Raw genomic sequence first — 11,810 nt, forward strand, 5'->3', positions numbered from 1 at the left:
TTTGCAAACTGAAATGAAAAAACTCGTTATCATCCCAACATACAACGAAAAGGAAAATATTGAAAAGATAATTTCCGCTGTTTTTGCGTTGGAAGATGAGTTTCATGTTTTGGTGGTAGACGATTCCTCACCCGACGGTACCGCTGATATTGTAAAAGAATTGCAGAAAAAATTTCCGCATACACTTCATATATCTGTCAGAAAAGTGAAGGACGGTTTGGGAAAAGCCTATATTCACGGTTTCAAATGGGCAATCCAGAATCAGTATGACTATATTTTTGAGATGGATGCCGATTTCTCTCATAATCCTGAAGATTTGCCTAAACTTTTCGAAGCCTGCAAAAATGCAGATATGGCCATCGGTTCACGCTATTCCAAAGGGGTCAATGTGGTGAACTGGCCGATGGGAAGAGTGCTTCTGTCTTACTTTGCATCAAAATACGTGCGTTTCGTTTTAGGTTTGCCAATTCATGATACGACAGCTGGATTTGTCTGTTTTTCAAGAAAAGTTTTGGAAGATATCGGTTTGGATAACGTAAAACTGAAAGGATATGGCTTTCAGATCGAAATGAAATTCAGAACTTTGACGAAAGGTTTTAAAATTGTTGAAGTTCCTATTATCTTCACCAACAGAATTCTGGGAGAAAGTAAAATGAATGGCGGAATCATTCACGAGGCAGTTTTCGGAGTTTTAAATTTAAAATGGAAATCCATCATCGGCAGATTATGAAATTGCCATGATAAAACCTGTTTCACAAACACGACTGAACATCTGGCAATAACATGGACCATCAAAAAAATTAAATCTACACATGAAAAAAATATTTTGTTTTTTAATTTTTCTCGTTCTCTTTTCATGTAAAGAATATCTCGACAGGCCTAAAAACCTGATCGACAAAGACACGATGGCAGAAGTGATGGCAGAGATGGCAATCAACGATCAGGTAAGTTTTATGTATCAGGGGAAAAATCTTGAGAGCGGAACCCGCTTTATCCTTAAAAATTACAATATAAAAGCTGATGATTTTGTGGAAAGCTACAAATATTATGTAGTCAGCCAAAAAATGAAAGGCATTATAGAAGACGCACAAAAAATCTTACTTGAAAAAGATCCGAAAGCTGAAAAACATGTACAGGATAAACTCAAATCCAATCAGAACGTTCCTTCTTTCGCAAGATGATTTCACGAAATTTCACATTTCATTCTTCAAAATTATTTAGATTTAAAAAATATAAATGAGTTTCTTTAGTATAGAAAAAACCTCTCAGGGAAAAGCAAGAGCAGGCGAACTGAATACCGCACACGGAAAGGTTCAGACTCCTATTTTTATGCCGGTAGGAACTGTTGCCAGCGTAAAAACAGTGCATCAGAGAGAATTAAAAGAAGATATAAAAGCACAGATCATCCTCGGAAATACCTATCACCTTTATCTCCGCCCGGGAATGGAAGTGATGCAGGAAGCCGGTGGTCTACACAAATTTATGAACTGGGATCTTCCTATTCTTACGGATTCAGGTGGGTTTCAGGTTTTTTCGCTTTCGGGGACACGAAAAATGTCAGAAGAAGGCGTAAAATTCAAATCTCACATTGACGGAAGCGTTCATCTGTTCACTCCCGAAAAATCTATGGAGATCCAGAGACAGATCGGAGCAGATATTTTTATGGCTTTCGACGAATGCGTTGCGTATCCTGAAGAATACAATCAGGTGAAACAATCCATGGAAATGACGCACCGCTGGCTGAAAAGGTGCATGGACTGGAATGAAAAAAATCCCGAACTGTACGGTCATAAACAGACATTTTTCCCTATCGTTCAGGGTTCAACATTTTCTGATTTAAGAAAAATTTCTGCGGAAGTGATTTCAGAAGCCGGAGCTGAAGGAAATGCCATCGGCGGACTTTCAGTTGGCGAGCCGGAAGAAGAAATGTACAGAATTACCGATGAGGTAACCGATATTTTACCGAAAGAAAAACCGAGATACCTGATGGGCGTCGGCACACCATGGAATATTTTGGAATCTATCGGTTTGGGAATTGACATGATGGACTGCGTAATGCCAACCAGAAATGCCAGAAACGCAATGCTTTTCACATGGCAAGGCGTTATGAATATGAAAAACGAAAAGTGGAAGAAAGATTTTTCTCCGCTCGACGAGTTTGGGACAAGTTTTGTTGATCGTGAGTATTCTAAAGCTTACGTGAGACATCTATTTGTTTCAAAAGAATATCTTGCAAAGCAGATTGCATCTGTTCACAACCTTGCGTTTTATCTGGATTTGGTAAAAGTGGCGAGAGAACATATTTTAGCAGGTGATTTCTATGAGTGGAAAAATTCTGTAATGCCTGTTTTAAGACAAAGACTTTAAAAATTATAATTGATGCTGAAAATTGTAGACAGATATATCGTCAGAAAATACCTTGGGACATTCAGTTTCATGCTTATTTTGCTGTCTATAGTTGTTTTAGTTATTGATGTACAGCAAAAAATCCCAAGAATTGAAAACGCGACGGCAATTGATCCGAAACTGAACCTCACCTACTTTCTGATTCATTTTTACCCATTCTGGATCATCAATCTTGTGGTGACATTCCTTGCAATCCTTGTTTTTATCTCAGTAATTTATTTTACTTCAAGGATGGCCAACAACACAGAAATTGTTGCCATCATCAGCAGTGGAGCAAGTTTCCACAGGTTTGCAAAGCCTTATCTTCTCACCTCTTTATTCATTGCACTTATATCGCTTACGGTAAATCATCTCGTTTTACCTTGGGCCAATATGAAGAAAAATGAGCTGGAAGCATACACCTATAATGCCGCAAAAAAAGATAAAATCCTGGGTACAGCTCCGGTTTCAGCGCAGTTGAGTACAACAGAATATATTTTCGTGAATTCCTGGAATAAGAAAGACAACCGCGGCTATGGCTTTGCCTATCAAAAATTCGATAAAAACAGGAAACTTCTTTATGAACTGAAATCCAATGACGTGCTTTGGGACGTCAAAAAGAAACAGTTTGTACTGAACAATTACATGGAGAAAACCATCAATAAAAACGACACTCAGAAACTTGCCAATGGCTATGAAATAAGAAAAAATTATGGCCAGGCTCCCGAAGAACTTTTCCCGAATCAGCTTTTGGGACAAAATAAACCCACTCCGGAACTTTTAGATTTCATCAACCGTGAAAAGCAGAAAGGAAACAGCAACTTAAATTCCCATTTAAACGAGCTTCATCAAAGAACTTCGATGCCGGTGGCTATTGTTCTGCTTACGTTTTTAGCGTTGTCCTTAGCTTCACAAAAGAAAAGAGGTGGTTTGGGGATCAACCTTGCCATCGGGATTTCTCTGGCATTCGTTTTTGTATTTTCATTTGAGGCCTTAAAGGTTGTTTCAGAAAATAAAGCCATTTCTCCGGCATTGGCGATGTGGCTTCCTAATATTGCTTTTTTCCCGCTGACACTTTATTTGTATTTAAAACGCGCAAATCAGTAAAGAAGTTTTATTTCTTTGTGATAAAAAGTCTTCATTCCTTCTTCAAATTCAATATGAATCTCACCATTTTCATCGGCAGAACGGATGATGCCATTTTGTCTGAATCCATCTTTTTCAAAAACTGAAATTTCATCTTTTTTAAAAAGATTTTCATTGAATCTTTTTAAAATTTCAACCTCAGAAGGAATAGATCTCAGATTTTGAGTCATAAAAAAATGGAAATCCTCAGCAAATTTCTTAAGCTCAAACTGAACCGTGGTTTGCGTCAGAAGTGAACCTGCATTGGAAATCTCATCAAATTTATCCTGCAAAACATTGATCCCGATACCGATTATAAAATATTGATTTTCATTAATTTTCTTTTTTTCCAGAAGAATACCGGAAACTTTTTTGTTGTGAAGGATGATATCGTTCGGCCACTTTATTTTAGCTGCCTGATCAGTCAGTTTGGCAATAAACTCCCGAACCAGAACTGCGGTATAATAATTGAATAAAAAATGAGAGACTTTTACAGAGTCACAATCAACTGCAAGACTGTAAGCCAGATTTTTTCCGGCCACCGATTCCCAGAGATTCCCATACTGCCCGCGACCTTTCGTTTGATTAAAAGTGTGCACGGCAATAAAATTTGAATCAGGATAAAGTAAAAATGAAGCTACTTCGTCATTAGTAGAAGAGCAGTGATCGAGATAAATGAGGTCGTCCATTTAAGAAAAATTTATGACTAATTGGACGGCTAAAGTAAGTCTAAAGTAAAAGAAAAACAATAAATTTGCAGATTATAGTATTTTTTAATGAGCAACACGACAGAAAAACAACAATTAATAGATAAAATAGTAGAAGCTATTCAGGATGTGAAAGGAGAGGATGTAATGATCTTTGACCTCACAAAAATCGAGAACTCGGTAGCGGAAACTTTTATTATATGCAGCGGAAATTCCAACACTCAGGTATCGGCTTTAGCAGGATCCATCGAGAAAAAAGTTCGTAACGACCTCCAAGACAGACCTTGGCACGTGGAAGGTACAGAAAACGCAATGTGGGTTTTGGTAGACTACGTGAGTGTAGTAGTACATATTTTCCAGAAAGAAACCCGTGAATATTACGATATCGAAGAACTTTGGGGAGACGCTGTGATTACCAGAGTTGAAAACGCAATCTAAATTTTTAAAAGCAATAAATGAATAATAAAGGATTTAACTGGTTTTTTCCTATAGCCATTATCGCGCTTTTGCTGTTCTTTGCTTCCAATTTTTTATCGGAAGGAAACAGCAAAACCATCAACGAAGACACGTTCTTCAGAGAGATGCAGGCAGGGAAAGTTCAGAAAGTTGAAATTAACAAACAGACTGAAAAGGCTGATGTATTTTTAACCAAAGAAGCAAAAACACAGACGGTAGAAAAGAAAGACAACAACCCATTCTCAAGCCCTTTGGGAATGTCTGCAAAACCGGATTATGTTGTAAAATATGGAGATTTAAAGCTGTTCCTTGAGAAATTTGACGCGTTAAAAGGTCAGAATCCAGCATTAAAAACCACTAAGGATTACGCTGAAGGCGAAAGCCCGTTTGCGGGAATTCTGATCAACGTTTTGATTTGGGTAACTGTTTTAGGTTTATTTTACTTCATTCTTTTCAGAAAGATGGGTGGCGGAGGCGGCCCTGGCGGACAGATTTTTTCTATCGGGAAATCAAGAGCCAAGCTTTTTGACGAGAAAGAAAAAATTCAGACTACATTTAAAGATGTGGCAGGTCTTGAAGGAGCCAAAGAAGAAGTACAGGAAGTGGTAGATTTCCTTAAAAATTCTGAAAAGTATACAAAACTGGGAGGTAAAATACCTAAAGGTGTTCTTTTGGTTGGCCCTCCGGGAACCGGTAAAACATTATTGGCAAAAGCCGTTGCGGGTGAAGCCAAAGTACCTTTCTTCTCACTGTCAGGTTCAGATTTCGTGGAAATGTTTGTAGGAGTTGGTGCCTCAAGAGTAAGAGACCTTTTTGCTCAGGCGAAAGCCAAATCTCCGGCGATTATCTTCATTGATGAGATTGATGCCATCGGTAGAGCAAGAGGCAAAAATAACTTCTCCGGCGGAAACGACGAAAGAGAAAATACACTGAACCAGCTTTTAACTGAAATGGATGGTTTTGGAACAGACGTGAACGTTATCGTAATGGCTGCAACCAACAGAGCTGATATTTTAGATAAAGCTTTAATGAGAGCAGGACGTTTTGACCGTTCAGTTTACGTTGATCTTCCTGAACTGCATGAAAGAAAAGAGATTTTTGATGTGCATTTAAGTAAAATTAAACTGGATGAAAATGTAGACCGAGAATTTTTGGCAAAACAAACACCTGGTTTCAGTGGGGCAGATATTGCCAACGTTTGTAATGAAGCAGCATTAATTGCAGCAAGAAACAGCCACACTTCAGTTACGAAACAGGATTTCCTGGATGCTGTAGACAGAATTATTGGCGGTCTTGAGAAGAAAAACATGGCCATCAAGCCATCTGAAAAAAGAAGAGTAGCTTATCACGAAGCCGGCCACGCAACGATCTCATGGTTGGTAGAACACGCTTCACCGCTTTTAAAAGTAACCATTGTTCCAAGAGGAAGATCTTTAGGCGCCGCATGGTATCTACCTGAAGAAAGACAGTTGACGACAACCGAGCAGATGCTTGACGAAATGTGTGCTACCCTTGGAGGAAGAGCTGCCGAGCAGGTAATATTCAACAATATTTCTACCGGTGCACTTTCTGACCTTGAAACAGTAACGAAAAGAGCTCAGGCGATGGTAACCATCTACGGATTGAGCCCGAATATCGGTAATATTTCTTACTATGACAGCACAGGTCAGTCTGAATACAGTTTTGGGAAACCATATTCTGAGCAGACAGCAAGTAAAATTGATCACGAGATAAAATCAATTATCGAAAATCAATATGACAGAGCGGTGCAGATTCTTACAGACAATAAAGACAAACTGGACGCTTTGGCCAACAAACTTCTGGAAAAAGAAGTGATTTTCAGAGAAGATCTTGAGGATGTTTTCGGAAAAAGAGCGTGGGATCCGGAACTGACTGAGAAACCGGTAACGAATACCATCGCAAATGCGAAAGAACCTTCAGAAGAAATTCTGATCAAAGATAAAGAGGAAGACAGTGAAACTCAGGCACCTGAAAGCCCGACACAGCTGTAAGATTCTTTTAAATAAATTTTATGAAAACCCGGCAGTTCAAAACTGCTGGGTTTTTTAACATTTATGCGTATATTTCTCATTAGTTCTATATTAATTTTTTACTTTTGTACTAAGTTGACTAAAAATAAATTAAGTTGAGTTTATTCAAGAAAATTGTAAGCAAACTTACCAATCAGCCTGAAAATGATGAAAAGCAGAGTTTGGAAAAACTTGGAGATTCGCTGAAAAATGCAGATCTCGATTACAAGTTTGCACAGCTTTTCACTCACTCGGGTGGATTTTTCAATTATTGCGCAGACGAAGCCGAAGCATTACAGACTCTTAATCAGATTGTGAAGATTGAGGGAGTCAACAATATTTTCTGTTGTGACAAAGACCTTCAAAATTTCCTCAATGTAGTAAAGACCAACTTTACTCCGGAATTACAGCACGCCAACGATGCCGCTTTTATTACCTGCGAATACCTGATTGCTTTCGACGGCAGAATCATGCTTTCTGCAAACAACATCCTCCATTATCATTCTTCCAAACTTCCGGAGAAAATCATCATCATGGCCAATGTATCGCAGATCGTGAGCAATCTGAATGACGCCATGGGAAAAATCAAAAGAAACGGAAACATAAAAAACCTCACCTCCATCAGCGGTGGTCAGAATAAACTGGATGCAACCGCTCCAAACAATAAACTTTTCCTGCTTCTTCTGGAAGACTAAGCAGAACTGTAAACTCAGAAAATTTTGGACAAAAACCTTATTCAGAGAACCCTCTCGGGTATTATTTATATCGCAATCATTATTTTGTGTACCACGCCTTTAGGTGCACAGCTCATCAACCGCATTTCTCCTGAACTTGTAAAGCAACATTATCTGTACTACGGTTTAATCACTTTACTTTTAACTGTCGGAACCTGGGAATGCATCAAAATCATGAAATTTGGAAACGGCTACGAAAAGTGGATTGTTTTTCCTGTAGTCGCTGTTATCTATTATATCTTTTCTAAAAGATATTTCCAGCACGGCTTTTATTTTGATTTCCGGATTCAGGATATTCTTGCTGTTGCGGCAGTAGGAATTGCAGCCCTGACCCTGTTTAAATTTGCAACCGAACTCTATATTGACAGCGGAAAACTGATCTTTACTGTTATCTACGTTGCCTTACCATTTTCTCTTGCACTCGGACTTCCCAAATATTCTAGTTACGATCAGACTTTTTCGCTGGAAGTGATCTTTCTCTTTATCCTCATCTGGAGCAGTGATACCTTTGCATACATCGCAGGAAGGCTTTTCGGAAAACATAAAATGGCTCCCAAAATATCACCAAAGAAAACATGGGAAGGCTATATCGGCGGAGTGGTTTTAACTTTGATACTCTCCTATTTCGTTGAACAGTATCAGCCAGAATTGAGAGGAAACTGGATGGTTGTCGGTTTTCTGGTGGCTCTTTTTGCTCCGCTCGGAGATTTGGTTGAAAGCCAGCTTAAAAGAACATTCGGTGTGAAAGACAGCGGAAATATCATTCCCGGTCATGGAGGAGTATTAGACAGACTCGACAGTTTTTTAATCTGCGCGCCTGTTGTATATTTGTACTTTATTATTGAAAAATTTATTTAAAACTAAACCTTCGCCATTGAGCTTACAAAGCCTGGCGATTTTTTAAAAATCTGAATATGAAATTACATAAGGAATCCAAAGGCACAATCGCAGTAGCCAGTATCTTATTTATTGCTGTGGCGAGTGTTTCGATATACTTTCTTGAAATGTGGTCTTTGATGATCATCGTACCTCTTCTGATTATTTATGGACTGGTATTTTGGTTTTTCAGAGTTCCGAACCGTGATATTCAGGATCATGTGGAAAATGTGATCGCCCCTGTAGACGGTAAAGTGGTGATGATCAAAGAAGTGGTAGAGACAGAGTTTATCAAAGAAGCCTCTATTCAGATTTCTATATTTATGTCGCCTCTAAATGTACACATCTGCCGTTACCCGGTTTCCGGAAATGTAATTTATAAGAAATACCATCCGGGAAAATATTTGGTGGCGTGGCACGAAAAATCTTCAACTGAAAATGAAAGAACAACCGTTGCCGTGGAAAGTTTAACAAAACATAAAGTAGTTTTCAGACAGATTGCAGGATATGTTGCGAGAAGAATTGTTTTCTACTGTAACGAAGGCGATCAGGCAAAAGCAGGACATGAATTTGGTTTCATTAAATTCGGTTCAAGAATGGATATTTTCCTTCCCTTAGACACTGAAATCATCTGCAAAATCGGTGACAAAACAAAAGGAGGAATTGATGTCATTGCGAAGATGAGAGATTAGGAAATGATTGATGAATGATGATTGATGAATGATTTAGAAATCATTTTATATAAATAAAAATCAGGGTTTTCGGACTCTGATTTTTTGCTTTAAAGTAAAGATTATTATTTCCATTTAGATAATATTCAAATTAAACTTACTAAATAAATATTGATTTATTAATTTTTAATTATTTTGATTAATATATTGCTATTTTAATACTCATTCAATACTTAATGTAACAATTATTTCATTTAAAATCGTAGTTTTGATTTCAAATCAAAAATCTGATAATTAATGAAAAAACTTCTACTCGCTTTTCTGGCTTTCGCCGGAATTTCTCAAACCCATGCTCAAACCACAATCAATGTCTTCTCATCTATTGTTTTTTATGATGGTTACGCTGCAAATGTTTCCAACGCGGTTCCTGCCAATACCATCCGTCTCGCCAATTACAGATACGCCCGAAAACTTTCAGATACAGAACTGAATACTTTCCAGAATAAAATTCAGATGAACGTAAGCATCGGTGCACTCTGCGATAATTACGACAGAATCGGGGGCGTTCATATTGCTTTCGTCCCGAAAAATCAGGCCACCTATACCCTGAGCGATACGGGAGTGAAACGTTTTGAAATCGGGAGATACATCACTCCGTTTATGAACAAAAACATTTCCCCGACTTCCGTTCCGTACACTTACGAAGTCGATAATCTTTACACCGTTTTCAGCGATCTTAATTTGAGAGCTGCCTATGATATTTATGTGGAACTCGACGTTTTTGGTGTTCCATACGCTGCCAATACTCAGGTTGCCGGTTGTGCCAACAGGAACGACGTGTTCGCAGGAACGCTCAACTTCGTGACATCCAACAGTCCTTCCACCATAAATACCTACAACAATATTCTTCCTCTGCTGGATTCTAATGAACTCAACAATTACAACAATACAGACCAGCCAGGGCAAACGGTAAGACTGGTTAATTTTAACCTCAACCAAGCTACTAATAATGCAAAGTTTTTCATTATCACTTCTCCTCACGGAGCAGGCAATAATGGAGAAGAATATATCAGAAGACAGAATTTTGTTTCACTTGATAACGCACAGGTGCTCACCTTCACTCCAGGAGGAAAATCCTGCGAACCCTACAGACAGTACAACACGCAAGGGAATGGCATCTATGGAACAAGCGTACAGTCCACATCCTGGTGGACAAGCTGGAACAACTGGTGCCCGGGAGATGCTGTGCCGATCAGAAGTTTTACCACTCCTACCCTCTCTGCGGGAAGTCATACCTTGAAATATGAAGTTCCCACAGCTGTTTTTTACGGACAAGACGGCAGAATTGTGCTTTCAATTTATATGCAAAGTACCAATCAGATATTATCTGTAAAAGAAGTTTCTACAGTAGATGTTTCAATCTATCCAAACCCAACGGCTGATTATGTGAATATAAAATCTGAAAAGAAAGTGAAAAATATTTCCATCTATTCTTTAGACGGAAGAAAACTGAATGAAACAGGAGATTCCAAAGTCGATCTTACACCCTATTCTTCAGGAACGTATTTGCTGGATATTTCTTTAGAAGACGGAACTCAGTTTAAGCATAAGGTAATCAGGAAGTAGATGTGTGGTGATGGATTTCAGGCGCTGGGTGTTGGCTGAGTAGGTGATTGATGTTTAATGCTATGTTCTGACAAAACAAACAAAAAATCAGAGTTTTGAGGCTCTGATTTTTTTATGCTTTTTCATATGGTTTGTATTTATGTGTAAAAGGATTTTTGCTGAAACTAATAAATCAAATGTAAAAAATTTTTAATGAGGTTGAGGAAAAATTTTAATTAAAGAAAAAAATTTGAGCACCCGTAATGGCTATAATTTCTTAAAATCACTTAAGTGGGGAAATTTTTACTATTTTCATTAGCTGAAATTTGCTGCTGTTGAATATTTACTTATTTTTAATGCATTATAGTTTGGATTGACGCAATGCGTAAATCCGACGGCTTTGCGCAATGCGTGAAGATGAAAGTTATCTGCAATTTTCTAAAGACTGCATCCATGAAAAATATTTGCAAGCTAATTTTAGTGTTTATTTTACCAATTTTATTTGGATGTAAAGACGAGCAAAAATTACAAAGAAAAGAATTTCTAAAAACTGCAAAAATTTATTTTAGCGAAGAGTTAAAAAATAATGCAGATTATAAATCCTTAGACTCTTTGAGAATATTAAAAATTGACACATTGTCTGATAAAGATGAATTATATCTATATATATGTCAATTGTATAGATATAAAAACCATTTATTATCACAATCAAAATCGCCGAAAGATTTGTACGAATTAAAATATGGAACTGATGATTTTGGTTCGCAAATGTATGAAGACTACGTAAATAAGTTAGAATATAAGTCTGTAAAGGAAAAAGAAGCAAAAATTAATGTTCTGAGGGATTCTATTGACATTATTAAAAAACAAATAAAACATTATGAACAAATATTAGTCAAAAGAGATAGTTTAAATTTATGTATGTATGAAGTTGAATATATTTATCAAATAACAAATAAAGATATGATTACTGAAAAAGGTGAGACATATTTATTATTTACAAAGGATATGAAAATAATTGAAAATAAATATCAGTATATAACCGAGTACAAAAATCTTCAAAAAAAATTTCCATTTATTAAATAGAAAAACTGCAGATAACATGAACTGTGTAAAAAACCAAACATTTTAAGCACTTTTTGCAATAAAATTATCTTGGTACATTGTTTTGTTTTTTACCACCCCAAATACAATTTTGAGCAGCTTGTTGCACACCGCAAT

12 protein-coding genes are annotated in these 11,810 nt (G+C 37.3%); 11 read left to right on the forward strand and 1 reads right to left on the reverse strand.

Features of this window, described 5'->3' with window-relative positions:
* Positions 1-13: 13 nt before the first annotated feature.
* The 4 genes from IC610_RS14715 (at position 14) to IC610_RS14730 (ending at position 3,492) form a co-directional block, all read left to right on the forward strand.
* Positions 14-730 carry a polyprenol monophosphomannose synthase gene (locus IC610_RS14715; protein WP_191737526.1) on the forward strand — a complete coding sequence of 239 codons (717 nt, stop codon included), beginning with the start codon at positions 14-16 and terminating at the stop codon, positions 728-730.
* An 82-nt stretch (positions 731-812) separates the two neighbouring features.
* Positions 813-1,181, forward strand: a complete 369-nt coding sequence (locus tag IC610_RS14720) for a DUF4296 domain-containing protein (protein ID WP_191737527.1) — start codon at positions 813-815, stop codon at positions 1,179-1,181.
* A gap of 55 nt (positions 1,182-1,236) precedes the next feature.
* A complete protein-coding gene (gene tgt, locus IC610_RS14725) occupies positions 1,237-2,367 on the forward strand; it encodes a tRNA guanosine(34) transglycosylase Tgt (protein WP_056075581.1) in 1,131 nt (376 codons plus the stop codon).
* 15 nt (positions 2,368-2,382) lie between these two features.
* A complete protein-coding gene (locus IC610_RS14730; RefSeq protein WP_191737544.1) occupies positions 2,383-3,492 on the forward strand; it encodes an LptF/LptG family permease in 1,110 nt (369 codons plus the stop codon).
* Here IC610_RS14730 and IC610_RS14735 read toward each other — a convergent pair.
* Positions 3,486-4,199, reverse strand: a complete 714-nt coding sequence (locus IC610_RS14735; protein WP_191737528.1) for a biotin--[acetyl-CoA-carboxylase] ligase — start codon at positions 4,197-4,199, stop codon at positions 3,486-3,488. The two genes, IC610_RS14730 and IC610_RS14735, sit on opposite strands and share 7 nt — an antisense overlap.
* An 87-nt stretch (positions 4,200-4,286) precedes the next feature.
* Between IC610_RS14735 and rsfS the strand changes: the two genes are divergently transcribed.
* The 7 genes from rsfS to IC610_RS14770 all read left to right on the forward strand — a co-directional run bounded on the left by rsfS (position 4,287) and on the right by IC610_RS14770 (position 11,675).
* Complete coding sequence (rsfS, locus tag IC610_RS14740) at positions 4,287-4,655, forward strand: ribosome silencing factor (RefSeq protein WP_056075575.1); 369 nt, start codon at positions 4,287-4,289, stop codon at positions 4,653-4,655.
* A gap of 17 nt (positions 4,656-4,672) precedes the next feature.
* Complete coding sequence (gene ftsH, locus IC610_RS14745) at positions 4,673-6,685, forward strand: ATP-dependent zinc metalloprotease FtsH (RefSeq protein ID WP_056075572.1); 2,013 nt, start codon at positions 4,673-4,675, stop codon at positions 6,683-6,685.
* 134 nt (positions 6,686-6,819) lie between these two features.
* Entirely contained in the window at positions 6,820-7,398 is a 579-nt protein-coding gene (locus IC610_RS14750; protein ID WP_056075569.1) for an LUD domain-containing protein, read from the forward strand.
* 24 nt (positions 7,399-7,422) lie between these two features.
* Positions 7,423-8,295 carry a phosphatidate cytidylyltransferase gene (locus IC610_RS14755; RefSeq protein ID WP_191737529.1) on the forward strand — a complete coding sequence of 291 codons (873 nt, stop codon included), beginning with the start codon at positions 7,423-7,425 and terminating at the stop codon, positions 8,293-8,295.
* A 56-nt stretch (positions 8,296-8,351) separates the two neighbouring features.
* The gene (locus IC610_RS14760) at positions 8,352-9,005 is read left to right on the forward strand and encodes a phosphatidylserine decarboxylase family protein (protein ID WP_191737530.1); all 654 of its coding nucleotides are present in this window, start codon (positions 8,352-8,354) and stop codon (positions 9,003-9,005) included.
* A 276-nt stretch (positions 9,006-9,281) separates the two neighbouring features.
* Positions 9,282-10,610: a peptide-N-glycosidase F-related protein gene (locus IC610_RS14765; RefSeq protein ID WP_191737531.1), complete on the forward strand. Its 1,329-nt coding sequence runs from the start codon at positions 9,282-9,284 to the stop codon at positions 10,608-10,610.
* Between the two features lie 432 nt (positions 10,611-11,042).
* A complete protein-coding gene (locus IC610_RS14770) occupies positions 11,043-11,675 on the forward strand; it encodes a hypothetical protein (RefSeq protein ID WP_191737532.1) in 633 nt (210 codons plus the stop codon).
* The last annotated feature ends 135 nt before the right edge of the window (positions 11,676-11,810 follow it).

Source organism: Chryseobacterium caseinilyticum, from assembly GCF_014837145.1.
In the GTDB taxonomy this organism is placed as follows: domain Bacteria; phylum Bacteroidota; class Bacteroidia; order Flavobacteriales; family Weeksellaceae; genus Chryseobacterium; species Chryseobacterium caseinilyticum.

Excerpts from the sequence above, each read along its gene's own strand:
- IC610_RS14715 (WP_191737526.1), top strand. The coding sequence starts at position 14 with ATGAAAAAACTCGTTATCATCCCAACATACAACGAAAAGGAAAATATT.
- IC610_RS14720 (WP_191737527.1), top strand. The coding sequence starts at position 813 with ATGAAAAAAATATTTTGTTTTTTAATTTTTCTCGTTCTCTTTTCATGT.
- tgt (WP_056075581.1), top strand. The coding sequence starts at position 1,237 with ATGAGTTTCTTTAGTATAGAAAAAACCTCTCAGGGAAAAGCAAGAGCA.
- IC610_RS14735 (WP_191737528.1), bottom strand. The coding sequence starts at position 4,199 with ATGGACGACCTCATTTATCTCGATCACTGCTCTTCTACTAATGACGAA.
- rsfS (WP_056075575.1), top strand. The coding sequence starts at position 4,287 with ATGAGCAACACGACAGAAAAACAACAATTAATAGATAAAATAGTAGAA.
- ftsH (WP_056075572.1), top strand. The coding sequence starts at position 4,673 with ATGAATAATAAAGGATTTAACTGGTTTTTTCCTATAGCCATTATCGCG.
- IC610_RS14760 (WP_191737530.1), top strand. The coding sequence starts at position 8,352 with ATGAAATTACATAAGGAATCCAAAGGCACAATCGCAGTAGCCAGTATC.
- IC610_RS14765 (WP_191737531.1), top strand. The coding sequence starts at position 9,282 with ATGAAAAAACTTCTACTCGCTTTTCTGGCTTTCGCCGGAATTTCTCAA.
- IC610_RS14770 (WP_191737532.1), top strand. The coding sequence starts at position 11,043 with ATGAAAAATATTTGCAAGCTAATTTTAGTGTTTATTTTACCAATTTTA.